At 36.7% G+C, this 25,400-nt stretch carries 24 protein-coding genes; 12 read left to right on the top strand and 12 right to left on the bottom strand.

The genetic code is table 11. The features are described 5' to 3' along the window. Positions 1-34 precede the first annotated feature (34 nt). The 6 genes from ACT29I_RS10700 to ACT29I_RS10675 all read left to right on the top strand — a co-directional run bounded on the left by ACT29I_RS10700 (position 35) and on the right by ACT29I_RS10675 (position 7,682). The gene (locus ACT29I_RS10700; RefSeq protein ID WP_430932375.1) at positions 35-2,437 is read left to right on the top strand and encodes an efflux RND transporter permease subunit; all 2,403 of its coding nucleotides are present in this window, start codon (positions 35-37) and stop codon (positions 2,435-2,437) included. A 20-nt stretch (positions 2,438-2,457) separates the two neighbouring features. Further along, on the top strand, positions 2,458-3,432 hold the full coding sequence (locus ACT29I_RS10695; RefSeq protein ID WP_430932376.1) for a polyprenyl synthetase family protein: 975 nt from the start codon (positions 2,458-2,460) through the stop codon (positions 3,430-3,432). 125 nt (positions 3,433-3,557) lie between these two features. Beyond that, a complete protein-coding gene (gene atpD / locus ACT29I_RS10690; protein ID WP_430932377.1) occupies positions 3,558-5,066 on the top strand; it encodes a F0F1 ATP synthase subunit beta in 1,509 nt (502 codons plus the stop codon). Between the two features lie 43 nt (positions 5,067-5,109). Continuing rightward, a complete protein-coding gene (gene atpC / locus ACT29I_RS10685; RefSeq protein ID WP_430932378.1) occupies positions 5,110-5,367 on the top strand; it encodes an ATP synthase F1 subunit epsilon in 258 nt (85 codons plus the stop codon). A gap of 212 nt (positions 5,368-5,579) precedes the next feature. Next, positions 5,580-6,602: a glycosyltransferase family 9 protein gene (locus ACT29I_RS10680; RefSeq protein ID WP_430932379.1), complete on the top strand. Its 1,023-nt coding sequence runs from the start codon at positions 5,580-5,582 to the stop codon at positions 6,600-6,602. Between the two features lie 192 nt (positions 6,603-6,794). Further along, a complete protein-coding gene (locus ACT29I_RS10675) occupies positions 6,795-7,682 on the top strand; it encodes a glycosyl transferase family 90 (RefSeq protein WP_430932380.1) in 888 nt (295 codons plus the stop codon). Here ACT29I_RS10675 and ACT29I_RS10670 read toward each other — a convergent pair. Genes ACT29I_RS10670 through ACT29I_RS10650 form a run of 5 tightly spaced genes read right to left on the bottom strand, consistent with a single transcriptional unit; the run spans position 7,679 to position 13,238 of the window. Then, positions 7,679-8,857, bottom strand: a complete 1,179-nt coding sequence (locus tag ACT29I_RS10670) for a hypothetical protein (RefSeq protein ID WP_430932381.1) — start codon at positions 8,855-8,857, stop codon at positions 7,679-7,681. The genes ACT29I_RS10675 and ACT29I_RS10670 overlap by 4 nt on opposite strands. A 12-nt stretch (positions 8,858-8,869) precedes the next feature. Then, a complete protein-coding gene (locus tag ACT29I_RS10665; RefSeq protein ID WP_430932382.1) occupies positions 8,870-10,051 on the bottom strand; it encodes a hypothetical protein in 1,182 nt (393 codons plus the stop codon). Between the two features lie 6 nt (positions 10,052-10,057). Then, positions 10,058-10,921: an N-acetylneuraminate synthase family protein gene (locus tag ACT29I_RS10660; protein WP_430932383.1), complete on the bottom strand. Its 864-nt coding sequence runs from the start codon at positions 10,919-10,921 to the stop codon at positions 10,058-10,060. Positions 10,922-10,939: 18 nt separating this feature from the next. Then, entirely contained in the window at positions 10,940-12,112 is a 1,173-nt protein-coding gene (locus ACT29I_RS10655) for a cytidylyltransferase domain-containing protein (RefSeq protein WP_444793404.1), read from the bottom strand. A 7-nt stretch (positions 12,113-12,119) separates the two neighbouring features. Then, positions 12,120-13,238, bottom strand: a complete 1,119-nt coding sequence (locus ACT29I_RS10650) for a glycosyltransferase family 4 protein (RefSeq protein ID WP_444793403.1) — start codon at positions 13,236-13,238, stop codon at positions 12,120-12,122. Between the two features lie 201 nt (positions 13,239-13,439). Here ACT29I_RS10650 and ACT29I_RS10645 point away from each other — a divergent pair, with 201 nt between their 5' ends. Together ACT29I_RS10645 and ACT29I_RS10640 are read left to right on the top strand one after the other, a co-directional pair. Beyond that, positions 13,440-14,696 (top strand): peptidase U32 family protein, encoded by a 1,257-nt coding sequence (locus ACT29I_RS10645; protein WP_430932386.1) that lies wholly within the window; start codon positions 13,440-13,442, stop codon positions 14,694-14,696. Positions 14,697-14,769: 73 nt separating this feature from the next. Then, entirely contained in the window at positions 14,770-15,567 is a 798-nt protein-coding gene (locus ACT29I_RS10640; RefSeq protein ID WP_430932387.1) for a DUF2797 domain-containing protein, read from the top strand. A 17-nt stretch (positions 15,568-15,584) separates the two neighbouring features. On the opposite strand, the gene ACT29I_RS10635 is transcribed toward ACT29I_RS10640, so the two are convergent. The 4 genes from ACT29I_RS10635 to hemW form a co-directional block, all read right to left on the bottom strand. Next, on the bottom strand, positions 15,585-16,265 hold the full coding sequence (locus tag ACT29I_RS10635; protein WP_430932388.1) for a hypothetical protein: 681 nt from the start codon (positions 16,263-16,265) through the stop codon (positions 15,585-15,587). A gap of 311 nt (positions 16,266-16,576) precedes the next feature. Beyond that, positions 16,577-17,443, bottom strand: a complete 867-nt coding sequence (locus ACT29I_RS10630; protein ID WP_430932389.1) for a cation diffusion facilitator family transporter — start codon at positions 17,441-17,443, stop codon at positions 16,577-16,579. Between the two features lie 5 nt (positions 17,444-17,448). Then, on the bottom strand, positions 17,449-17,841 hold the full coding sequence (locus ACT29I_RS10625) for a rhodanese-like domain-containing protein (protein WP_430932391.1): 393 nt from the start codon (positions 17,839-17,841) through the stop codon (positions 17,449-17,451). A gap of 11 nt (positions 17,842-17,852) precedes the next feature. After that, complete coding sequence (gene hemW / locus ACT29I_RS10620; protein WP_430932392.1) at positions 17,853-18,977, bottom strand: radical SAM family heme chaperone HemW; 1,125 nt, start codon at positions 18,975-18,977, stop codon at positions 17,853-17,855. Positions 18,978-19,150: 173 nt separating this feature from the next. Between hemW and ACT29I_RS10615 the strand changes: the two genes are divergently transcribed. Further along, complete coding sequence (locus tag ACT29I_RS10615; protein ID WP_430932394.1) at positions 19,151-19,558, top strand: VanZ family protein; 408 nt, start codon at positions 19,151-19,153, stop codon at positions 19,556-19,558. Here ACT29I_RS10615 and ACT29I_RS10610 read toward each other — a convergent pair. The 3 genes from ACT29I_RS10610 to rpiB form a co-directional block, all read right to left on the bottom strand. Next, the gene (locus tag ACT29I_RS10610; RefSeq protein WP_430932396.1) at positions 19,546-19,989 is read right to left on the bottom strand and encodes an RrF2 family transcriptional regulator; all 444 of its coding nucleotides are present in this window, start codon (positions 19,987-19,989) and stop codon (positions 19,546-19,548) included. The genes ACT29I_RS10615 and ACT29I_RS10610 overlap by 13 nt on opposite strands. Before the next feature lie 353 nt (positions 19,990-20,342). Beyond that, the gene (locus ACT29I_RS10605; RefSeq protein WP_444793402.1) at positions 20,343-21,719 is read right to left on the bottom strand and encodes a lactate utilization protein B; all 1,377 of its coding nucleotides are present in this window, start codon (positions 21,717-21,719) and stop codon (positions 20,343-20,345) included. A 12-nt stretch (positions 21,720-21,731) separates the two neighbouring features. After that, entirely contained in the window at positions 21,732-22,169 is a 438-nt protein-coding gene (gene rpiB, locus ACT29I_RS10600; protein WP_430932399.1) for a ribose 5-phosphate isomerase B, read from the bottom strand. 764 nt (positions 22,170-22,933) lie between these two features. Between rpiB and nadA the strand changes: the two genes are divergently transcribed. The 3 genes from nadA to ruvB all read left to right on the top strand — a co-directional run bounded on the left by nadA (position 22,934) and on the right by ruvB (position 25,398). Continuing rightward, positions 22,934-23,908 carry a quinolinate synthase NadA gene (nadA, locus tag ACT29I_RS10595; protein ID WP_444793401.1) on the top strand — a complete coding sequence of 325 codons (975 nt, stop codon included), beginning with the start codon at positions 22,934-22,936 and terminating at the stop codon, positions 23,906-23,908. 70 nt (positions 23,909-23,978) lie between these two features. Beyond that, positions 23,979-24,368: a response regulator gene (locus ACT29I_RS10590; protein ID WP_430932403.1), complete on the top strand. Its 390-nt coding sequence runs from the start codon at positions 23,979-23,981 to the stop codon at positions 24,366-24,368. A 4-nt stretch (positions 24,369-24,372) separates the two neighbouring features. Continuing rightward, entirely contained in the window at positions 24,373-25,398 is a 1,026-nt protein-coding gene (gene ruvB / locus ACT29I_RS10585) for a Holliday junction branch migration DNA helicase RuvB (RefSeq protein WP_430932405.1), read from the top strand. Positions 25,399-25,400: the final 2 nt, after the last annotated feature.

Genomic DNA, 25,400 nt, shown 5'->3' with positions numbered 1-25,400 from the left:
CTTACATATAACAGTCAAATACCATTTAAATAACATGTGGATTTTTATCGCTCGCACCATATTAAAAAACAGGATTCTGCTTTTAACCATATTATCCCTGGTCACCGTTTTCATGGCCTACAAAGCCGCCGATGTTCAAATGTCGTACCAATATGCGCCTTTGTTACCCGAAGATGACCCGGCTTATCTGGAATATGAAGCCTTTAAGGAAGTATTTGGAAATGAAGGAAATCTAATGGTTATTGGCGTAAAAGACAAAGATTTCTTTCAACTAGCCAATTACATGAACTGGACTAAGTTAAGTTCCGATATTGATTCCATTAAAGGCGTCAGTTCTGTTTTTTCGGTATCGGAATCATATAATCTTGTCAAAAACATAAAAGAAAAGCGGTTTGAAATTGAACCCTTATTTAAAGGTAAGGTGTCATCGCAGCATGAGCTTGACTCCATTAAAAACAAGTTTTATCAACTTCCATTTTACCAAAGTAATATTTACAATAAAAGTAAGGATTCTTACTTAATGGCCATCACCCTTGAACCCCATATTTTGCAAAGTCCCGAGCGTGTTGAACTCATTGAACAGATTGTTAAAATGGGAGCGGATTATACGGCCAAAACCAAAATAGATTTGCATTATTCCGGATTGCCGTTTATCAGGGTAACGACTGCCGAAATGGTCAAAAAAGAACTGAATATGTTCATTTTTATGGCCTTAGGAATCACTGCCGTTATCCTTTTTTTATTTTTCAGGTCGTTTAAGGTAATGATATTCTCAATGCTAGTAGTAGGAATGGCTGTTATATGGGCATTAGGTACACAGTCCTTGTTTGGATTCAAAATCACCATTTTAACCGGGATGATCCCTCCGCTCATTATAGTTATCGGAATTCCCAACTCTGTATTTCTGCTCAACAAATACCACCAGGAGTACCGTAAGCACGGAAACAAAATAAAAGCTTTACAACGTGTAATCTGTAAAATAGGTAATGCCACGTTTTTAACCAATCTTACCACTGCTTCGGGCTTTGCAACCTTTATATTTACCAGTAGCCGGATATTGGTTGAGTTTGGTATAATAGCGGCCATAAATATTATTGGTGTGTTTATTCTGTCGTTGCTGTTGATCCCGATTATGTTTAGCTTTTTGTCGGTTCCAAAACAAAGGCACTTAAACCATCTCGATAATAAGGCGGTGAATAATATAGTAGACAAACTGGTGCATATCTCTTTAAATCATCGAAACACTGTTTATATAACAACCGGCATAATTTTAATATTCGGCATTATCGGAATCACCAACATTAAAACAACAGGTTATATGCTGGACGATATTCCACATGAAGATCCGCTTTATCTTGACCTGAAGTTCTTCGAAGAGAACTTTGACGGGTTGATGCCGTTGGAAATCATGATCGATACCCAAAAACCCAACGGTGTACTCAGGACAAGCAATCTTAAAAAAATGGACTTGCTCAACAAAAAACTTTCGTCGCATCCCGAAATTTCTAATGCCCTATCCCTTACCGAAGTGGTTAAGTTTGCCCGCCAGGGGTTTTACAATGGAAATCCGAAATACTACGATATCCCAAGTAACCAGGAACGTAACTTTTTGTTATCCTATGTTTCAAAAGGAGGAGGCGAACAACAACAGGTTATCAATACATTTATCGACTCCTTGAAACAAAAAACAAGACTGAGTTACAGGTTAAAAGATATTGGTACCACAAAAATGACAGCGCTCAACAAATTGGTGATTGAACTTATGGGTGAATTATTTCCGGAGGAGAGGTACAGCACTTCGGTTACCGGGGCCAGTGTACTCTTTTTTAAAGGAACCAAATATTTGATTCGTAATTTGTTTATAAGCTTGTTTTTGGCCATTGTTTTAATAGCCTCTTTTATGGCCTGGATGTTTTCGTCTAAACGTATGGTGATCGTGTCGCTGATACCGAACTTGATTCCGTTACTCATGACGGCCGCCCTGATGGGGTACTTTGGAATTCCTATAAAACCTTCCACAATATTGGTTTTTAGCATCGCTTTCGGTATTTCCGTTGACGATACGATACACTATCTGGCCAAATACCGTCAGGAATTAGGCGAAACAAACTGGAGTATTAAGGCCGCAGTTGTATTGGCACTCAAAGAAACAGGTGTGAGTATGATATACACTTCTATTATCTTGTTTTTTGGCTTCGGAATATTCGGTTTTTCAGAATTTGGGGGCACCGTAGCATTGGGTATTTTAGTTGCTGTGACATTATTAATAGCCCTTGTTTCGAACTTAATCTTGCTACCGTCGTTATTGTTATCGTTAGAGAAACAAATTACGAACGAATCCTTCAGGGAACCGTTACTTCATATTTATAACGAAGACGAAGATATTGAAATTGAAGATTTGAAAATTGAAAAAGTACCTGTTGACAGAACAGAGTAAAACTAAACAGACCGAACAAAATGCTCAACATAAAAGAAACCCAGCAACTTGTTAATGCCGAACTTGAAAAGATAAATTTTGTAACTGAGCCTCAGGAATTATATACTCCGATAGCATATACCTTGGCACAAGGTGGAAAACGAATCCGGCCTGTATTGTGTTTGATGGCCGCCCAATTGTTCGGGCATCAGCCCGAAAAAATATTGTACCCGGCATTAGGATTGGAGGTGTTTCATAATTTTACTTTGCTACACGACGATATAATGGACAATGCAGAAGTCCGACGAAATAATCCTACGGTTCATAAAAAATGGAACACCAATGCGGCCATTTTGTCGGGCGATGCCATGATGATAAAGGCACATCAGTTTGTTTGCCAGTGCGATCCCGATAAATTGCCCAAAGTCATTGCGCTTTTTAACGCTGTGGCACTGGGAGTTTGCGAAGGCCAGCAGTACGATATGGAGTTTGAAACCCGGAACGATGTAACGGTAGAGGAGTACCTTGAAATGATCAGGTTAAAGACAGCTATTTTGTTGGCAGGAAGTTTAAAAATGGGCGCTATTTTGGCAAATGCATCCGTGCACGAAGCCGAACTCATCTATCATTTCGGAATAAATATAGGATTGGCATTCCAGTTACAAGACGACTTTTTGGACACTTTTGGAAATCAGGATACCTTCGGAAAGAAAATTGGAGGCGACATTATTGCCAACAAAAAAACTTTTTTACTGCTTACGGCATTAAAAAAAGCGGAAAAAGAGGATAAAAGAAACTTAATGGATTGGATTACCGTAGAAGATTTCGATTATAATGAAAAAATTGAGGCGGTAAAAAAGATATATGTAAAGCTGTCGGTAGATACGGCCTCGAAAAACAAAATGAAAGAGTATTATGAAAAGGCCATTCATTGCTTATCCCAAATCGATGGAGATTACTCGGTAAAAAATGAACTGGAAAACTTTGCTTCCAAATTAATGCAAAGAATTAATTAGTACTTATTCAACAATCTTGTTATTTTTAGCATTTGTTATTTTAACAATTTGATTAATATCTCTATATCTCATTAAGCCATCATTAACGTTAGTGTTAATGGTTGCCATAAAGGTAAACTTGTATTATGAAACAATTAGAAGGGAAAATCATTCAAGTAGTGGGACCTGTTATTGATGTTAGTTTTGATTTAGTAGATCAGGAACTTCCTAGTATCTTAGATGCACTTGAGATAACCCGCGATAATGGTGAGATTATTACCATTGAATGTCAACAACATATTGGCGAGCAAACGATTAGATGTATTTCTATGGATGCTACCGACGGACTTGTTCGCGGAATGAAGGTAGTGGCAACGGGACAGCCGATTTTGATGCCTCCTGCCGATTATGTAAAGGGACGATTGCTGAGTGTGACCGGAAAAGCGATTGACGGTATTGGAGATATTACAAAAGAAAATGGAACGCCTATTCACAGGGAACCGCCCAAATTTGAAGAATTATCCACCGAATCAGAGATTCTTTTTACGGGAATTAAGGTCATTGACTTGATTGAACCCTATGCCAAAGGGGGTAAAATTGGCCTTTTCGGAGGTGCCGGAGTAGGAAAAACGGTTCTAATCCAGGAGTTGATCAATAATATTGCCAAGGGCTACGACGGTCTATCCGTATTTGCAGGGGTAGGCGAACGTACCCGTGAAGGTAACGATTTGCTTCGCGAGATGATTGAAGCGGGCATTGTAAACTATGGCGAAGAGTTTAAAAAGAGTATGGAAGAAGGTGGCTGGGATTTATCCAAAGTAGATAAAAAAGCCCTGGACAAATCGCAGGTAACCATGGTATTCGGCCAGATGAATGAGCCTCCGGGTGCCCGTGCCCGAGTAGCACTGTCCGGGTTAAGTATTGCCGAGAGTTTCCGCGACGGAGACGGTTCCGGTACAGGTAAGGATATCCTTTTGTTTGTAGATAACATCTTCCGATTCACGCAAGCCGGCTCCGAGGTGTCCGCCCTTTTGGGACGTATGCCATCCGCTGTGGGGTACCAACCAACGCTATCCTCCGAAATGGGTGAGTTACAGGAACGTATCACATCTACCAAAAGTGGCTCTATCACCTCGGTACAAGCTGTGTATGTACCTGCCGATGACTTGACAGACCCGGCTCCCGCAACTACCTTTACACACCTGGATGCCACAACCGTACTAAGCCGTAAAATTGCAGAGCTGGGTATTTATCCGGCCGTAGACCCATTGGATTCTACATCAAGGATTTTATCCCCTGATATTGTTGGGGACAAACATTACAATACGGCCCAAAGAGTAAAGGAAATTCTTCAACGCTATAAAGAATTGCAGGATATTATTGCTATTCTTGGTATGGAAGAACTGTCGGAAGAAGATAAACAAGTGGTGCACAGGGCACGTAGGGTACAACGTTTCCTATCACAACCATTCCATGTTGCCGAACAGTTTACCGGTTTAAAAGGTACTTTTGTTAGCATTGAAGATACCATTAAAGGTTTCAACATGATTATTGACGGTGAGGTGGACAAATATCCCGAGGCTGCATTTAACCTGGTGGGAACCATAGAAGAAGCCATTGAAAAAGGCGAAAGACTATTGGCCGAAGCGAAATAGATAATCAGTCAATGGTGATGAGTGGTAATACAATTCAGAAATTATGAATGATTTAAAATTACAGATCATAACGCCCGAAAAAATATTGTTTTCGGCCGATGTGGGTTTTATTCAATTACCTGGCATTGACGGCAGTTTTACCGTTTTAAAAAACCACGCCCCCATTGTTTCTACATTGACTTCAGGAAAAATAAGGGTGTTTAGTAAAGATGGTAAAGAGCATTTTTTTAATTGCGACGGCGGTGTTTTTGAATGTAAAAACAATAATGCTACGGTATTAATTGGATCTATAAAAAAATAAATAAGAATATTTTAATGAAAACCGATACCACTCATGGTATCGGTTTTTTTGTTATTATCAAAAAACAGCATTTGCCAAAACATGATTACTTATAGTATCTTGTTTACAAACCCAACCCCCTAACTATTCTAATAATTCAATACAAACCATTACATTTGCATACCATTTAATAAAAAACAGTACTGTACTATTCTGTTTAATCTGAAAATTCCGTGGACAAGAAGAAGATATTAATCATCAGGCTAAGTTCAATTGGCGACATCATTCAATGTATGTCGGTTACCGGAGGGTTTAAAAACCATCACCCAAATTGCGAAATCCACTGGGTTGTGCGGAAAGATTTAGCATCCTTATTAAAAATTGATCCCCGTATTGATCAATTAATCGAGTTCGACAGAAAAGAGGGGATGGGTGGATTAATAAAATTAGCCACTCAACTGAAAAAAGAAGGCTACACGCATGTTTACGATGCACACAGTAATATCCGCTCCAATATATTAAAAACCATTATTTGCCCCTTTGGAGTTGGAAGCAAATTAATCACCCGAAGAAAAGACAGGCTGAAAAGAATGCTCTTGTTTAATTTCAGGATAAACCTGCTCCCGAAACCGTTCAGAGCTTTTGAATCGTTCCGAAATCCCCTAAAAAAGTGGGGTATCCACGATTTCTTTACCCCACACGATAATTGGGTATTTCCAGAAGAAACAGAAATCAAATGTAAGGGACTGTTACAGGACCAACCATCCAAAACAATAACATTGGTTCCCTCCGCTGCCTGGGAGTTAAAAAGATGGCCTGTTGAATACTGGAAAAAACTGGTGACCTTGCTCCCCGATTTCCATTTTAATATACTGGCCGGACCACAGGATGATTTTTGCCGTGAAATTGCGGATGCTGCTCCGGATAGGGTAATCAATTTAGCAGGAAAGACATCTTTGTTAGAGAGCTTTTGTGTGACTTCTAAATCGAGGTATGTGGTGAGTGGCGACACCGGATTTTTACATGCCGCCGACTTGTTTAATGTTCCGGGCTGCGCCATTATCGGACCAACGGCTTTTGGTTATCCCACCGGTGAAAAAATGAAGATTTTTGATTTAAACCTGCCTTGTCAGCCTTGCAGTAAACACGGTAATACCAAGTGTAAACTGAAGGAAATTAAAAAGTGCCTGGTGGATATTACACCCAAACAAATTGTTCAGGAAATTAAACGACATTCATATGTCTTCGCTGACTAAAAACATTTCAATGTTGAAAATATACTTTTAATATATAATCCAATTAAGCTCGTTTTTTCAAAATTACTTTTAACTTGGTACACCCCAAAAGGTAACGGAAGGATGGTTGGTTTAAATAAATTACATTCAATGCTTTTAACCGTTAAGCACAAAAATTTTAAGCCTGCATATTATTTAAAAAATTTTGTGAGGTTGAAATTTCTATCTCCATTTTCTAAAAATGGATTGCGTAAAAAAATTAAACGGTTAAAAGATTTTGATCAGGCATACATTGAAAAAAGGGTACATTACTATAATAAACTCCATGACAGGGTTACCTTTAAAAAGCCTGTAAAACCTTTGGCCGATTTTGTTTTTACCGGCAAGGATTCCACCTATTTTTTTGATACCTGGCAGTATACCCGATATTTCAAGCCGGAATACAAGTTTGCCTACGAGTTTGGTGATGTAACGCAAATACCGGACGACCCATCCATTGTAAAAAGCAGACCTATAGGTGACTACAATGCCAATTCGGTGCTTCTCAACCTCAATAAAATTCGTCATTTTATTTTCATAAGCGAAAATTTACCTTTTACAAAAAAGAAGAACCAACTCGTTTGGAGAGGTAATATTTGGAAACATCAGCCACAGAGAATCGAGTTTTTAGAAAAACATTTCAATAATCCTCTTTGTGATGTGGGGCATGTAAATAATGCGGATGTTGAAACGGAATGGTTGGTGGACAAATTGAATATTGCGGAACAACTGAAATATAAATTTATCCTTTCGTTGGAAGGAAACGACGTGGCTTCCAATTTAAAATGGATCATGTCGTCCAATTCGGTGGCCATAATGCCAACCCCAAAATACGAAACATGGTTTATGGAAGGCACCCTGAAACCCGATTACCATTATATCCATATTAAGGACGATTATTCCGATTTAAACCAGAAATTGGAATACTACATCAATCATCCTGAAAAAGCCGTTGAGATACGTTTAAATGCGAATAAATACGTAAATCAGTTTAAAAACAAAAAAAGGGAAGATTTGATTTCGGTATTGGTATTACAGAAGTATTTTGAAAAAACAAATTAGCTTTTCAAATCACTGTATATATAAAATAGCTGGTCTCTAAAGGTCTCATTTGTTGCTTTGGGATGTCTGATAAATTTTTCTAAAAATTCGTCGTATTTATCCTCATCTACCAAATCTAACTGACTACTTACCAGCTCGCTATTTACATCACTCATATTAATAGTTTCTTTGTTAAAAAAGGTAGAAAACATCATAATCCCAGTCAACACATTGCTGTTATTGAACATATCTGAGTTAAGTAATAAAAATGGTTTTTTGAAGATAACGGCAAAATTTATTGCGGTGGAAAAATGTAACAATACAATCTTTGACTTTTTAATTAATTCGGCTGTCTTGTTAAAAAGTAAATCAAACTCCGGTAAAAAGTCATCGGTATGCGCATCTCTTCTTCTTGGATGAGAAGCTATCACAACTTTTAAACCTGTTTGCTTTTTAAAAGCTACTAAAAAGCCATTTATTTCGCTATAATATTGATTTTCCGTAAAATCATGAATAATGTGGTGCGTTTTAAAATCAGGATGATGAACGAAATATTGATCCACAAATACTGCAAATTCTTCTCCAATATCAATAGTATCGTCAACCTCCATGGCTACCTTATAGTCCGGAGACAATGAATACTTTATGGTAGTATCTTGCCCCACCAATTTATCAAAAATAGATTTAGTGTTAATTTTAGAAGTAATTATCATATGCGCAGATTTTAGATAAAGCAACGACGCATAATAATGATACACTTCCATTGGTTTGCTTAATACTTTTTTAAAGTTAAGTTTTTTAAAAAACTTAATATACCTGTTCCGTAAATCTTCTAGTTTAGTTTTTGAATTAATAGATGGAAAGGAAGTATGTTCAATTATCACATAGGGTATCTTACTTTTAAAAATTTTATAGTACATCCAACCGCTGCTTGCAACATAAGGCACCCTCGATAAAATTACGGAATCGTTAATATGGTTAAGAATAAATTCACCAAACTCCTTTTTTGAAGAAAATCGTAAAACGAATTTTTCATATTCTTTGGGCAAGGTGCATTCAATTTTTTGACGTTTAAGAAACTTCGTAATATCCAAAAATTTTACATTGAATCCATTTTCTTCCAAAAAATCAAATTCGTTTCTGATATAAAACTCCTTATTAAAAGGAAAACGATCTATAAAATAAACATTTTTCATACCATTACACAGTTAACTATCCAACTTCAATAAAATGCCCTCGATCTGCTCCTTAAAAGTTTCATTTTCTGCCTTGGGATGCTTGATATAAGTATTAAAAAACTCTTCGTATTTAGTATCGTCAACCTCATTTATCCCATTTTTAAAATCCTCAATTTTATTTTGATAATCAGAAGTATAAATGGGTTGTTTATTAAAATAATTACAAAACATCATCACCTCTTCGTCCACACTACTGTTTTTAAATAAGGCAGAGTTTAACAGCATAAACGGCTTTTTAAAGATTACCGCATAATTAATAGCCGTTGAAAAGTGTATCAAAGCTATTTTACTGTTCTTAACGAGTTCTGCCGTTTTATTGTAATAAACATCAAATTCCGGGTTAAAATCCTTTGTTTGTTCCTCGCTTCTTCGTGGATGTGAAGCTATAACCACCTTTAGCCCGGTTTCAATTGAAAAATCACGTAAAAACTTATTAAGCTCGCTATAATATTCATCCGCCGTAAAAAAGTGTACAATATGATTTGTTTTAAAATCGGGATGATGCACAAAATACTGATCTACAAAAACGGCATAAGGCTCTTTTACCGTCCCTTCCTTTCCAACATCCATGGCCACTTTATAATCGAGCGACATGGAATATTTCATAAGGGTTTTTTCTCCTTTTAAGCCTCGTTTTTCAGCGCTTAACCTGGGTTTGGATGTAATAATCATCTGGGCCGGATAAAGCATTAATTTAGCAATCGTATGAGTAATAATCTCTACCGGCTTTTTATATATTTTGCTGTAATTAAAACGCTTAAAAAATTTAAACAATCCGGCCTTACTCATTTTAGTTCCTGATCTGTTAATCCTGGGTAAGACTGAATTCTCGAATAGTATGTAAGGTATCCTAGCCTTAAAAATAGCTACATACATCCATGCGCTATTGGCCAATAATCCTACATCCGTAATGATTACAGAACCTGTTCTATTTTCGTATAAGAAATTTCGAAATTCTTTTTTACTGTCAAAAGGAATTACATGCTCTTTTAAAGAATCCGGGCATGCTGCTCCCAACTCTTTTTTCTTTAACAGATTAGAAATATCAAGATACTTCACACGATACCCTTTCGAGATAAAGTATTGAAACTCGTCCCTGATAAAAGCTTCTTTGTTAAAAGGAAATCGATGAATATAAAACAGGTTTTTCATTACATATTACTTACGATACTTTAATTTATCGCGTTGTACCTTTTCTATATCCAGGATATCTTTTTCTTTATAGGTCAATGCCTTATTCACCGCTTTTAAATCCCTGCAAAGTCTGCGCAAGCCATCCGGTTCCAGGGACGCTGAATGATCGGTACCCTTCCAGGTCCTGTCCAGGGTATAATGTCTTTCAATGTAAGTGGCTCCAAGGGTATATGCGGCAATATCCACCGATATTCCCAGATGATGGCCTGAAAAACCTATTTCCTTTACCAAATGGCCGTATTTTTCTTTCAGGTTGGTAATTTCCAGCAACGAGATATCTTCGAAAGGAACGGGATATCCGGAAGTACAACTGTAAATCACCAAATCTTTGTTCCTGTCAAATTTCTGGAAGAAAGTAATAATATCTTCTATCTCCTGCTTGGTGGTCATTCCGGTAGAGACATGAATTTCGCCTTTATAGTTTAAAGCCAGCCATTCCAGCATTTCAAAGTTGTTGTTGCAAGCCGAAGGAATTTTTAACAGTTTAGGTTCGAAGGATGCCATCTCTTTTGCCGACGTCAGATCCCAAACCGAAGTTGAATACTCGATACCTATCTCGTCACAAAACTGTTTCAGTTCCCTGTGCTGATCTACCTCAAACTCCAGAAATTCCCTGTGTTCGCCATACGTATCTCCATATGAATGCATAGGATTAGGATGCGGTGCGTTATATTGCTCCTCGGTTAGCAATTCTTTGTTGGCTCTTTTCTGAAACTTAACAATATCCGCCTTACAAAATACCTTAGCCATTTGAATTAACTCTTTGGCAATTTCCATATCACCTTTGTGATTACATCCTATCTCGGCAATAACTTTTGCTTCCTTCATAACTATATGCTTGTATTTTTATATTCTTTGATTAAAACTTATTAAAAACTCCACCAACTCGCGGATAGCCCCCTTGCCGCCATTGGCCGATAGTTTAATATCCGCATTGTTGGCCACTTGCCCGGTCGCATTTATGGGACAAGCGCCCCAGCCTACCGATAATATATTCGATAAATCGTTGATATCGTCTCCCAGGTAAGCGATTTGGTTTCGTAGCACCCCTAGCTCGGGCAAAATACTATTCAATAAGGCGTACTTGTCTTTTACACCCAGATAACAACGCTTAATCTGGAGCTTTTCCATACGTTTCTTTACCAAATCACTGTTCTCCGAGGTCATAATGATGGGTTCAATGCTATTATCCCTTAACACTTCAAGCCCCATTCCGTCCACGAAGCTAAAGTTTTTGGAAAATTCGCCATCCTGAGTATATGATACGGTTGCATCGGTAAAAACACCATCCACATCCAACACCAGATATCTAATACTACCCAGTGGTTTTTTACTTTGTAAAAGCCGCTTTTTTAATAATTGTTCAATAATGATCAGGTCGGCCGGTTCATCAATCTCTGTCAGGGTGTCTTCTTCCATTTCAACCACCTGAATATTTCCTCCCAGGCGGTTGTTGGTATTTTTAAAAGTTTCCGCAGTACAACCATACACTGCTCCGTTTTCGATGATCAAACCTTCAAAATCCTGTCGTCGCGGACGGTTCAGGTAATCGTAGTTTAAACTTTCCCCTTTACTGTTCCAGATAAAACGATGTGTTTTCACCGCCGTCAAAACAGAATCAACACCCTCTTTTTTTAAGGTATCGATGCATTTGTCGATATCGGCAGCCGTTGTAAGGGGAGAGGTTGCCTGCAACAAAAAGTAATGACTGAATTGATAGTCCAGCTTCTCGGCCAGCTCCACCATACCAGCCTCGGTAGAAGCTGTATCCGAGGCACTTTCGGCACTCCGCTCCACCACAGTAACCTTGTTTGTCCAGGTATATTCTTTTTCTATGTATGATTTTATTACCGTATCATCGGTAAATACATACACTTGATCCAGTTTACTTTGAATAGCCTCAGTTAGCACCCATGCAAACAAAGGACGTCCGAATATCTTTTTCCTGTTTTTATTGACTATTCCCTTAGAACCCGCTCTTAAAGGAATGATGGCTATTTTATTTTCTTTTTGTGACATCACAATCTTATAAAAGTTTTTTATAAACACGAATCATATCCGCAACCAACTTATCTTCTCTAAACTTTAGAGCCTGGTTGTATCCCTTGCTAATCATTTCTTTTCTTAAATCCACTGAGCTTGCCACCTTTTTTAAAACTTCAATCATCTCTTCCTTATTTCCATACTCCACATATTGCGCACCATTTCCTCCAACCTCGGGAAAACAACTTCCTTTTGAAGTGATTACTGGTGTTCCTGAGTTTAAAGCTTCCAGAATTGGAATCCCAAATCCCTCGAAAAGGCTGGGATAGACAAACGCCAAAGATAACTGATATAAAGCAGGTAAATCTCGGGTAGGTACTCCATGTAAAAACGTGACTTGTGATTGTATATTGTTTTTAGAAATATAGGCTTCAATTTCTTTTTTATAATCGGTTGGCCTTCCAATAATAATTAATGGTAAATCTAAATTGCCATCATGCAAGGCTTCAATAATTCCAAGCGCATTTTTTCGTTTTTCAATAGTACCCACATAAAGTATAAATTGCTTGGGCAAATTATACTTGGTTATCATTTTTTCCTTATACGGAGTGGATACCTGATCGTAATAAATGGGATTACAACCCTGATAAACCACTTTAATTTTTTCTTCGGCCACATTAAAATACTTGATGACATCCATCTTAGACTGTTCACTAATAGCAACAATATCATCCGCATTTTGACAGGCGTGCTTGTATTTATTTGTGAATATATATCTATATGACGGTGAAAATAATTCGGGAAATCGCAAAAAAATGACATCGTGCATCGTAACCACCGATTTGACATTTGTTTTTTTTATTCCAACCGGAAGTTCGTGGCTTAAACCATGATAAACATCTATTTTATTTTTGCTAATATCACTTGATTTTCCATATGTTCTCCAAAGGGAATGAAATCTTTTATAAAAGCCTGATTGAGGAGTTATCACTCTCGTATTACTTCCAAATGTAAAATCTATACCCTTCTTATCTTGATTTTTAAATAAAACGTACTCGTTTTCAGGTGCAAATTTACTCAAATTACTGATCAGGCTTCGGCTATAATTGCCTAAACCGCTGGTGTTAAAAAAAGCCCTTTTGGCATCGAATCCAATTCTCATTTTTAAGAAAAGTAAGATTTAAATAATACGCAAAGGAAGTAAAATGAATCACATTAAAAAAGAACTGAAAAGCATAATTTTGCTGTCTCAGTATATGAACCATTTACATACTGTTTAGTTTGATAATAACAAAAAAAGATTCAAAAACCTAATTCCACATAAATTGAGTACTTTTGCTTTCGCTTAACAGGTATGGTTACAATGAATAGAGAAGAATTTGAAATAATGGCACCGGTAGGTTCGTACGAATCGCTAAGGGCCGCCATTCAGGGAGGAGCCAATTCGGTATATTTTGGCATTGAGGGATTGAATATGCGTTCCCGGTCATCGAACAACTTTACGGTAGACGACTTGCACGAGATTGTTAAAATAGCGCAAGAACACCAGGTGAAAACATATCTCACGGTGAATACTGTTCTATACGATCGGGATTTGAACTTGATGCGTAAAGTTATTCTGGCAGCAAAAGAAGCTAATATTTCTGCCGTTATTGCCTCAGATGTTTCCGCTATTTCCTTTGCACGAGAAATAGGGGTAGAGGTGCACTTGAGCACCCAACTTAATATTTCGAATACGGAAGCGTTGAAATTTTATGCCCGGTATGCAGATGTAGTGGTATTGGCGCGTGAACTTGATTTAGACCAGGTAGCCCAAATTTATCGCGAAATACAGCTGCAACAAATTAAAGGTCCCAAAGGCGAATTGATTCAAATTGAAATGTTCAGTCACGGGGCGCTCTGCATGGCTGTTTCGGGAAAGTGCTATTTGAGCCTGCACAACACCACTTCCTCAGCAAATAGAGGTGCTTGCCTGCAAACTTGCAGAAGAAGTTATATTGTTACCGACAAGGAAACAGGACAGGAGCTGGAAGTAGACAATGAATACATCATGTCGCCCAAAGATTTAAAGACCATCCACTTTTTAAATAAGATGGTAGATGCCGGGGTTCGCGTGTTTAAAATTGAGGGTAGGGCAAGAGGTCCCGAATATGTACATACCGTTGTAAAAGCATATAATGAGGCTTTAAATGCCATCCTGGATGGAAGTTTTGATCAGGATAAAATCGATGGCTGGAACAAAGAACTCGAAACAGTTTTCAACCGCGGATTTTGGGATGGTTATTATCTGGGACAAAAGCTGGGAGAGTGGAGTCATAATTATGGAAACAGGGCTTCGAAACGTAAAATATATATAGGTAAAGGCACCAACTATTTCCCGAAAATTGGCGTAGCCGAATTTCTGATGGAAACGCAAAACCTGAAAGTAGGTGATGAAATTCTGATTACAGGCCCAACAACGGGCGTAGTAAAAATGATAGTACCCGAAATAAGGGTTGATTTAAATCCCGTGGAAGAAACCGTTAAAGGCGACAGGTTTTCCATTCCAATAGAAGAAAAGATCAGGAGATCGGATAAATTGTATAAACTGGTGGATGCACATCCATCTATTAGTCAATAGTGCAATAGTCACTGGTCATTAGTGGGTTACTACTTACAAAAAGCAATTACTATTGACCAATAAACCAAATTAAATGAAACATCAAGGCAATATAATTAAAATGAAAAGCAACTTAGCTGAGAAAGTTGAATATGCTTTACCTGTGGGAGATGAACTTGTTGCGTTAAATGAATTTATCAACCAAAAGATTGTTTTAACCTATTTGCATCAAATCAATTGTATAGCCTGCGGTAAAAAAACCCAGAAATCGTTCGGACAAGGATTTTGCTATAAGTGTTTTATGGAAGCCCCCGAGGCCAGTGAGTGTATTCTGCATCCCGATACGTGCAAAGCACATTTAGGTATATCACGAGACCAGGAATGGGCCAATAATCACTGTCTAACACCCCACGTGGTATATTTGGCTGTATCCTCCAATTTAAAGGTTGGTATCACCCGCAAAACACAAATACCGACGCGATGGATAGATCAAGGCGCATCCAAAGCCATTATTTTAGCCGAGACCCCCAACCGCCATATTGCCGGTACCATCGAAAAGTTTTTGATGCAATATTACGCTGATAAAACAAACTGGCAAGCTATGCTAAAAGGAAAAACGCAAGAGACAGACTTGTTATTCGAAAAAGAAAAAGCCTGCAACTATTTACCAAAAGAACTAAAACAATATTGCATTGCCGACAATACCGTAACAGAAATCGATTTTCCTGTGGAGCAATTTCCTACTAAAATTAGTAGTTTAAGTTTTGATAAATCAGAAAAGGTAGAGGGCACCTTAACCGGAATAAAAGGACAGTATCTAATACTGGATAATTATAACGTAATTAATATACGAAAACACAATGGGTATAAGATTGAAATAGAAACTCCTTAAAAAGTGTATCTTTCAACTTATTCCGGTAAACTCTCTCCAGTAGTATTTCTGGAAATCCTATCTGTGTTAACCATAAAATTAATCACCACATTATTTACTATTGAATCATTGGTTCTTCTGCTTGAAGAACCTTTAATTTTCAAGAAATCATTTACCAGAAAATCAGAACCGTCGTTAAGGGTTTTCACCTCGCTTAAGGGATAGGTATTTTTCCAATTATCTGTCAATAAGTTTTTGATGATGATATTATTATTACCAAAATCACCAAGTAGTATCACCGGAACACCCGCACTTATCTTATCAATCTTTTTCAATAAATCAAAGCCAATTAATTCTGATTGGTAGGTGTTCAAATCCTTCTGTAGTTCAAGACTAAACAGGTAAAAAATATGACCTGAACTCTTGTTTTTTAACTGATACCATGAAATCACATTTTCACCTCGCTTCAAGGTATCATCATCATACATACTAAAGGATGAAGCCAAAAACTCAAAAGAGGTATTTTTAAAAGCAACCGGTGAAACCAAGTTTAAGTTAGAATCCTGGCCTGTATTCAAAGGCATAAAACTATATCCTTTCGAATTAATATGATCTGCACATTCCTTGCTAAAGATAGTTCCTTTAAAACTAATTAAATCCGGATTCGATTTATCTATAAAAACCTGTAAAGTGTCAAAATAAGGCTGATTTATTGCCATCGTATCATTTGTATACCGACAATTAAATTTCATGGTGGTTACGGATACATTTTTACCCTTCCGATTACAACCGGTAAAAAGGATCAACACGAAGAATAGAATGATATAAATCAACTTCATTATAAACTATTTGCACTAAATATACACGGTTAAAAAGCACAAACACCTTAATTTACACGTGAAGCCCTTAATACTTGATAATAAACCCTAATTTGTTGATGATTACCAAAAGCTTTAATGCATTTATTGGATAAAGGGATACGGACAATTCTCGTTTTAAAATACAAAACAACAATGCTTTAAAATTACTGCTAATCCAAAGAATCGATATGGATAGTGACACCAATTTTAAACTTTTTCTTTACTTCATTTTCATATTTTGTGGCAATTCTGTGTGCTTCTGTTAAACTCATGTTTCCCGGTAACGAAATATGGAACGTGAGTTCGGAGTGATGACCGTATTTGTGTATTAAAAAATGATGCGGATCCAGGTCCTTCATAAAGGAATCGAACCCTATCTTTTGAATCTTCTCTTTCAGTTCTTCTTCAATTCTTTCACCCAAAAATAGCGACATTGCCTCTTTCAAAATTTTATACGTCGTATAAAAAATCATTAAGGAAACAATCAGCCCGAGCACCCCGTCCATCCACCAAAAATATTTTCCTACAAAAATACCCGTCAGGATAACAATGCTCGAAATTGCATCGCTTCTATGGTGCCACCCATCTGCAATCAGCGAAGTTGAAGCCGTCTTTTTACCAAAAATGATTGAATATTGCGCCATTATTTCTTTCACAATTATAGAAACCACAGTCACAATAATTGCCCATTTACCGTATTCTACCGATTCGTGGGAAGTTAGCTTTAAAATGGATTCGTACGTAAAATTTGCGCCAACAATGGCCAACAGAATACCTACAAATATGGTGGCAATGAGTTCGGCCCTTCCATGTCCAAACGGATGATCTTCGTCGGCGGGTTTCAGGGACACTTTAATACCAATCAGAACCGCAAAAGAGGAAATTGAGTCGGTTAATGTATGCCATGCATCGGCTATTAACGCCACCGAATTATATAAGATACCCACCCAAAATTTAATTCCAAAAAGTATAATATTTAAAACGATAGACAACCACGATATAATTAATCCTGTAGTGTATTTTTTGTTTGTGCTCATTTATTTCAGTCTTTTATCACGGAATTATCCATTGGGTAACCATTCTTTTTCCATTCTTTTATTCCGCCCTTGAGCTCGAATACTTTTTTATATCCTAATAGAACCAGCAATTTAGAGCAATCCTTACTTCTTTTTCCGATATCACAGTACAAAAAGATAGATGTTTCTTTTTTCAAATCACCCAAAAAAGAATGTAAACTGTCCTTGGTTCCTGCCCAGAGCGCATCTTTAATTCTATTTTGCCGGTATTCCCCCAATACCCTGATATCAAAAATTGCGATATCTTCTGTCGAAGATATCCTTTTATAAAACTCATCACATTCAATAATTTTTGGCTTTTGCGAAAAACTGTTGAATGGTAAAACAAGTAACAACAATATATTAAAAAACAACTTCATTCACCTATACATTAAGCCATAAAAAAATCCGAAATAATCCGATCCGTCAATATTTTTTTATCCTTGCACATCTTTAAATAACCATCTTGTTCAAACGTATTTTTTAAAATTATATTTTTCGACTTTGTTTCTTTAAAAAGATCCACAAACCGGGTATTCATTTTATATATTGAATTTAAATCAACCCCTTTGTTTGTTCGTAAACCAAGCATTATTGTTTCGTTATATATATCTTTTTCCGATAATGTTTCCTCTTCGTAACAGATTTCATCATTTTGTACCCGCCCAATATATTCCTTTAAGTCTGATATATTCCATCTTCTGGTAGTACCTGAATAAGAATGTGCCGAAGGCCCAAATCCTAAATAACTGCTACCGCTCCAATAGCTCGAATTATGTTTCGATTCAAAGCCGGGTTTGCAAAAATTGGAAATTTCGTAATCCTGAAAACCACCTTTTTCCAGTTTATGAATTAATTTAGAATATTGTTCGGCACTTATTTTATCATCTACTTCTTTGATTCTATTTTTTTTCAATTTTTTATAAAACACCGTACCAGGTTCAAAAGTAAGATGATAAGCAGAGATGTGCTGAACATGAAGACTTAATGATTTGTCAATACTGTTTTCCCATTCTTCGGCAGACATATCGGGTATACCATAAATCAAATCTATACTAATATTGTCGAACCCGGAATTTTGGGACAACTGAACCGCCTGAACCGCTTCCTCGGCATTATGTCTGCGGTTCATAAAGGCAAGTATCCTGTCATTAAAGCTCTGCACGCCCAAACTCAAGCGATTAAAACCAAGTTCACTTAAATCCTCTACATATTCCTTGTTAATATCGTCTGGATTTACTTCAACGGTAAACTCTTCCAGTTTGGATAAATCGTAATTGATAGAAAGCGTATTTATTATTTTTTCAAAATCTTTTTTTTGAAGTAAACTAGGCGTCCCTCCACCAAAATAAATGGTCTGTATGGCTTCCCCATTTAATTCGTTTTTTCTTTCTCTGATTTCCTTGCACAACGCGGATACAAAGTCTGATTTATCCGTTAAACGGACAAGGCTATAAAAATCGCAGTAGCCGCATTTTTGAATACAAAAGGGAATATGGATATAAATTCCAGCCATTAATAAATTGTTTTATACTGTAACTGTTGATTGATGCTATGGTTTAAAAAAAATTAACATGAACGTTTCACGTGAAACATTTGTTTAATACTTTAATATGGTACATTTGTTGATGACTATCATACTCAAATGAATCATAAAAACTGAAACCATTAAATTACAAAAAACTGAATATGATTATTTTAAAAAATTTTTGGAGGAGTATTTTATTATTTCTGACTATTTTTTTTCTCAGTATCATGAACGTTGGTAATATCGTACCTAATAATGTACCCCTATTTAATCATTTTGACAAATTCGCACATTTCTCCATGTATTTGTCCCTAAGTTTTGTTTTTTTTATTGAAAACCACAAAAGCGTAAAACCCATCAGAAAAAGATGGATTGTACTGGACACTATTATTTTAGGAGTTTTAATAGAGTTTATACAGTTATTATTTACAAACAACAGAAGCGGTAACTTTTACGACGCTGTTTTTAATACCATCGGAGTTATTTCAGGAAGTATCTTATATTTTTCGTTAAGAAACTATCCGTTTATTTACAAGTTAATGCTTTTCAAAAAAGCTTACAGTAAATAATAATCTTCCTTGCTTCCAATACGTTCCGTAATATCTCCTATTGTTTCATTTTTAAAAAGCTGGTACATCTGGCTACGTGCCTCACAAAACTGATCGTGAACCGGACAAGGGCGATTGTTTTCATGTGCCGATTTACAGGTATTCATACCAATCAAACAATTCTCAAATACATCTAATCCGTCAATGATAGTAACGATATCCAATAAGGTGATTTCTTTTGCCTCAAGCGCCAACGAAAATCCGCCATGAGGGCCTTTATTGGACAATAACATTTTTTGTTTGGCCAGCGTTTGAAGAATTTTACCCAAAAAAGGTGTGGGTATATCCAGGTCTTTCGAAATTTGTTTAATCCCGATTTTCTTACCGTCCTCCTGGTTCAAGGCCAGGTATATTACCGAACGTACTGCGTACTTACATGTATTAGATAGCATAATAAAAGATTTACAAATGCTAAATTACACAAATATGCTAAAACACAAATAACTTATTGTAACTTACTGTTAATATTCCGGCAAAAAAGTGCTAACAAATAAATACCAAGTTAGCCTAATAGAAATCAGCTCAAACTGTTGCCGTATTATAGGTCAAACTCCGTTTTAGAGTATTAGGCAAAAGAAGAGATAAGTGAAATTTGATAAACATGTATTCATCAATTTTTGCGGCCTGTGAGGACAATAGCATGCTTCCCTACACAAAAGAAAGAACCAATAATTATATAATACATTAAACTATAACAGAACCAAATTCATTTGATCCATGCTAGTTAACCTTAATTTAGTTTAAGTTAGGTTCTAATGTTCTTCCATTGCGAACTGAAGGATTTGCTGGCCAAATCGGGCAGTTTCCTGCTGTTACCGATAAGCTTTTTCTGCAATACCCTTTTACCAAAATTTTTGATGGACCCAGGTAGCATATCTAAATAAGCCCTGGACGACATGACGTAAGACATAGTATTGGTAGATAAGTTTTCCGACAAGCCTGGCAAATTTAGTTCAACGGATTCTTTACGATTATACAACAATAGTTTTGGCAACGGTATTTTTACGGGACATACTTCCTCGCACCTACCACATAGCGAACAAGCGAAACTCAAGTGTTTAAAATCTTTGAAATCCTTGAAATGTGGTGTTATTATACTGCCAATCGGACCGCTATAAGTAGCGTTATATGCATGTCCTCCCACATTTTTATAAATAGGACAAGCATTTAAACATGCACCGCATCGAATACAAGCAAGCGATTCTGCCTCCATTTTATTTGCATACAAATCTGTCCTGCCATTGTCCAATAAAATCACATACATTTTTTCCGGACCATCTGTTTCCCATTCCTTCTTAGGTCCCGAATAAATACTGTTATAAACCGTCATTTGCTGCCCCGTTCCGTGAGCAGCCAATAATGGCCAATACAAACCTAAATCTTTATTGGAAGGAATCACTTTTTCAATACCCGATATGGCAATATGTACCTTAGGAAAGGAAGCCGACATGATTGCGTTACCTTCGTTCTCGGTAACAGCTACCGCACCTTTGTCGGCAATTAAAAAGTTAGCTCCCGTTACTCCCACCTCAGCATCCTGAAAATTCTCTCGTAAGTTTTCTCTAACATAGTTGGTCAGGTATTCAGGGGTACTGTTTTCCGGGGTATTAAACTTTTCATGAAACAAGGCCGCAATATCTTCCTTTGATTTATGCATGGCAGGGGTAACAATATGGTAAGGTTTTTCCCCGGCTATTTGAACTATATATTCACCCAAATCTGTTTCAACCGATTTTACGCCCATACTTTCAACACCACTGTTAAATTCAATTTCTTCGGTGGTCATGGATTTGCTTTTAACCACCAACTTGCAGTTACTTTCCTTCAGAATTTCTATTACATAATGTATAGCCTCCTCTGCATCCTTAGCCCACAATACCGTGCAACCATTATCAATGGCATTTTTTTCGAACTGTAATAAATAATCAGGTAGCTTAGCTAAAACATTTCTTTTTATTTGGGCGGCCCTCAACCTTGCCAACTCAATATTAGCATATCTCTTTTCACCTTTATCTACAGCCTCATCGTATCTGGATATATTAAATTTTATTTTGCTGCGATGCTGTAAATCAAAGGCTACTTCGTCCGACTTTTTTAAAAATTGCTTAGCTTTCCTACTCACGGCAATATTATATTAACATGGTATTTTTTTAATCCTACGCTCATGTCTTCCACCTTCAAATTCCGACTCCAAAAAAGCATTGACAATATCCTTCGCTTCATCCACAGTAATAAACCTCGCCGGTAGAGAGCATATATTAGCATTATTATGAGCTCTTGCCAGTTTCGATATTTGCTTATTCCAGCATAACCCGGCACGGATACCAACATGTTTATTAACAGTCATATTTATCCCGTTTCCACTGCCGCACACCGAGATACCTATCTCTACCTCCTTGTTTTCAACAGCTGTTGCTAAAGGGTGGGCAAAGTCTGCATAATCGCAACTCTCGTTTGAGTCCGTACCAAAATCAACACATTGAATACCTTTTTCAGACAAAAATAACTTTAGTAACTCCTTAAGTTCATAACCAGCATGATCCGAAGCTATACCTACAGTAGTATAATTCATTTTTTTTGTTCAAAGATAGAAAGAAACTTGAACATCTAATTGGCAATATATCTAACTTGTGCAAATCAAACCAGACGATCCTGTAAAATATTTATGGTATCACTGTCCGGGTTAGTCCAAGTTAGTTGCCTGTCGTAAAAAGAGCTATATTTTTAACACAAACAGGCATATCCTACTAGGTATATTGCCGTTAACATTGCATATGCTAAATGCTTCGCAGTAGGTATTTCAGGTTATTCACGGATTTATTTGTGTTGCAATTCCTGTTTTGGTGAGAATTACCTTTTAAAAGCGATTTTCCCGTATTACCAGGATAAATTCATATCATGTGAATAACTCTTAATTTCATGTTAATAAGTTGTGAAACCAGAATTAACAAAATTCAGAAAATAAATTTGCAATTATTTCATTTTTGTATAAGTCACCGTTTGAATGATTGAGTCAAGTATTAAAGCTATAATTTAAACATGTATTTCAAACAGTATTTTAACAGCTCTTTTATGTTTTCAACGGATAATCTTATTAAATTTGTTCATTATTAACAACTTGTTGAAAAGATATATTAATGTTTTGTTTTTTAATAACTAAGCACGTTTTTCAATTGTTAATGAAATATGAATAACCGACTAACAAATGTTGAATTAATATTAAAGCAAGGATTTTTTTACAATTTTATAAACTGTTTTAACAGGATATTATCATCATCATATAATTTAGAAATCTCTCTTTATTTAAACATAATAATGGAATTAAAAGAAAATTGGTTGAAAAAGGGATTCGTTGACGAATCTGTTAAGGGTATTGAGAATTTAGAAGATGCATTTTTAAAACTTAAAAAGAAAAAAAATGCCGTGCTAATGGCACACTTTTATCAGGAGGATAGGATACAGGATATAGCCGATTTTGTTGGGGACAGCTTGGCTTTGGCTCAGTTTGCAGCTAAAACGGACGCGGATATTATTATAGTAGCGGGCGTTCATTTTATGGGAGAAAGTGCCAAAATATTGGCTCCGGAAAGAACGGTTATTGTACCGGATTTAAATGCCGGATGTAGTTTGGCAGATAGTTGTCCACCGGATGCTTTCGCTGAATTTATTAAGCTGTATCCGGATTACAAGGTGGTAACCTATGTAAATACTTCGGCGGAAATAAAAGCATTATCGGACATAGTGGTTACAAGTACAAATGCAAAAGCTATTATAGATAGTTTTCCGGCGGACGAAAAATTAATTTTTGGTCCTGACAGAAACCTGGGCAATTATATCAACAGTATTACAGGCAGGGAAATGATATTATGGGATGGCGCCTGTCATGTACACGAAAAATTTTCTCTGGAAAAAATACTGGAGATCAAAGAGGAGAATTCAGATGCCGAAATATTGGCGCATCCGGAGTGTAAAAAGCAGTTGCTGATGGTTGCGGACCAAATTGGTTCTACCGCTGCGCTTTTAAAATATTCAGCAACCAGCGAAAGTCAAAAATTTATCGTGGCCACGGAATCCGGAATTATTCATCAGATGAAGTTAAAAAGCCCAAATAAGACTTTTATTCCTGCCCCGCCTAATGATTCCACTTGTGCCTGTAACGACTGCGAATTTATGCGTTTAAACACCATGGATAAACTTTACAATGCACTTAAATATGAGTGGCCTACCATTAACGTGGAAGAAAGTATTAGAATTAAAGCAGTTAAACCTATTGAAAGAATGTTGGATATTTCTAATAAATTAAATCTTTAATTTGATGAATTGTTTAAAATTGTGGTAATATTTTACTTTTTTTGTAACTAGACTTCAATATTTGTGTTAAATGGAAAATTCTAGTTCATTGGCTGTATTATTGGTAGAGGATAATATTTTAAATCAAAAGCTTATTTTTTTAAATTTATCTAAGTTTGGATATAAAATAGATATCGCCAATAATGGGAAAGAGGCTCTGGATATGATTAAAAGGGGTAAGTACGATTTGGTCATTATGGATTTAATGATGCCCGTTATGGATGGATTACAGGCTACAACTGAAATTCGAAAGTATGAAAAGCGCATGTCATATTCAACGCCTATTATTGGTTTAACCGCCAATACGTTCGATGCGGATAGGGAAAAATGTTTGGCACATGGAATGAACGAATATATGTCAAAGCCATTTGAACTGGATTTATTTATGACCTTGATTAAGAAATTGGGAATTATTAATTAGATGGATGGAAGATAACTTTGATATACGCGAAGAAGGTTACCAAAATATTGAAAAAGAGGTTGATAATAAGTTACGGCCTTTAAGTTTTAAAGATTTTAAAGGTCAGGATAAAATAGTTGAAAATCTTAAAATTTTTGTCCAGGCAGCTTCGATGCGGGAAGAAGCCCTGGATCATGTATTGTTGCATGGCCCTCCTGGTCTGGGCAAAACAACGCTTTCAAATATAATAGCTAACGAGTTAGGGGTGGGTTTTAAGCTTACCAGTGGTCCTGTATTGGATAAACCCGGTGACTTGGCCGGAATACTTACAAATTTAGAAACTAACGATGTTCTTTTCATTGATGAGATACATCGTTTAAGTCCTGTTGTGGAGGAGTATCTTTATTCTGCGATGGAAGATTACAGAATAGATATATTAATAGACAAAGGTCCTGGAGCGAGAAGTATTCAAATAGATTTGAACCCTTTTACGTTGGTAGGTGCCACAACCAGAAGCGGTTTGCTAACCAGTCCGCTAAGAGCCCGTTTTGGCATTAATTGCCATTTAGAATATTATGATAATAAAGTATTGGCTGGTATTATAAACCGATCTTCAGGTATTTTGGATACCAGTATTAGCAAAGAAGCTTGTATTGAAATATCGGGAAGGAGCAGGGGAACACCTCGTATTGCAAATGCTTTATTAAGGAGAGTAAGGGATTTTGCACAGGTAAAAGGCAATGGTGATATCGATATTAACATTTCTAAGTTTTCGTTGGAGGCACTTAATATTGACCAGCACGGATTGGACGAAATGGACCATAAGATATTAAACACGCTGATCGATAAATTTCAGGGAGGCCCTGTAGGAATCAGTACCATTGCCACAGCCATTGGCGAAGACGGAGGCACCATAGAAGAAGTATATGAACCTTTCCTGATTAAGGAAGGATTTATAAAGCGTACACCTCGAGGGCGGATGGCAACTGCACTGGCATATAGTCATTTGGGTAAAGATTCTTTTAATAAGGAACAGTATTCACTGTTTTAAAA

Origin of the sequence: Saccharicrinis sp. GN24d3 (assembly GCF_052400645.1) — a bacterium.
In the GTDB taxonomy this organism is placed as follows: domain Bacteria; phylum Bacteroidota; class Bacteroidia; order Bacteroidales; family Marinilabiliaceae; genus Saccharicrinis.
This window is presented reverse-complemented; position numbering and strand designations above follow the sequence as displayed.

Coding starts and splice junctions, on each gene's coding strand:
- ACT29I_RS10635 (WP_430932388.1), bottom strand. CDS start 16,265: ATGGCAATAAATCAGCCTTATTTTGACACTTTACAGGTTTTTATAGAT.
- ACT29I_RS10670 (WP_430932381.1), bottom strand. CDS start 8,857: ATGAAAAATGTTTATTTTATAGATCGTTTTCCTTTTAATAAGGAGTTT.
- ACT29I_RS10650 (WP_444793403.1), bottom strand. CDS start 13,238: ATGAGAATTGGATTCGATGCCAAAAGGGCTTTTTTTAACACCAGCGGT.
- ACT29I_RS10655 (WP_444793404.1), bottom strand. CDS start 12,112: ATGTCACAAAAAGAAAATAAAATAGCCATCATTCCTTTAAGAGCGGGT.
- ACT29I_RS10645 (WP_430932386.1), top strand. CDS start 13,440: ATGAATAGAGAAGAATTTGAAATAATGGCACCGGTAGGTTCGTACGAA.
- ACT29I_RS10590 (WP_430932403.1), top strand. CDS start 23,979: ATGGAAAATTCTAGTTCATTGGCTGTATTATTGGTAGAGGATAATATT.
- rpiB (WP_430932399.1), bottom strand. CDS start 22,169: ATGAATTATACTACTGTAGGTATAGCTTCGGATCATGCTGGTTATGAA.
- ACT29I_RS10615 (WP_430932394.1), top strand. CDS start 19,151: ATGATTATTTTAAAAAATTTTTGGAGGAGTATTTTATTATTTCTGACT.
- ACT29I_RS10625 (WP_430932391.1), bottom strand. CDS start 17,841: ATGAAGTTGTTTTTTAATATATTGTTGTTACTTGTTTTACCATTCAAC.
- ACT29I_RS10640 (WP_430932387.1), top strand. CDS start 14,770: ATGAAACATCAAGGCAATATAATTAAAATGAAAAGCAACTTAGCTGAG.
- ruvB (WP_430932405.1), top strand. CDS start 24,373: ATGGAAGATAACTTTGATATACGCGAAGAAGGTTACCAAAATATTGAA.
- ACT29I_RS10630 (WP_430932389.1), bottom strand. CDS start 17,443: ATGAGCACAAACAAAAAATACACTACAGGATTAATTATATCGTGGTTG.
- atpD (WP_430932377.1), top strand. CDS start 3,558: ATGAAACAATTAGAAGGGAAAATCATTCAAGTAGTGGGACCTGTTATT.
- ACT29I_RS10700 (WP_430932375.1), top strand. CDS start 35: ATGTGGATTTTTATCGCTCGCACCATATTAAAAAACAGGATTCTGCTT.
- ACT29I_RS10665 (WP_430932382.1), bottom strand. CDS start 10,051: ATGAAAAACCTGTTTTATATTCATCGATTTCCTTTTAACAAAGAAGCT.
- atpC (WP_430932378.1), top strand. CDS start 5,110: ATGAATGATTTAAAATTACAGATCATAACGCCCGAAAAAATATTGTTT.
- ACT29I_RS10695 (WP_430932376.1), top strand. CDS start 2,458: ATGCTCAACATAAAAGAAACCCAGCAACTTGTTAATGCCGAACTTGAA.
- ACT29I_RS10610 (WP_430932396.1), bottom strand. CDS start 19,989: ATGCTATCTAATACATGTAAGTACGCAGTACGTTCGGTAATATACCTG.
- hemW (WP_430932392.1), bottom strand. CDS start 18,977: ATGGCTGGAATTTATATCCATATTCCCTTTTGTATTCAAAAATGCGGC.
- ACT29I_RS10660 (WP_430932383.1), bottom strand. CDS start 10,921: ATGAAGGAAGCAAAAGTTATTGCCGAGATAGGATGTAATCACAAAGGT.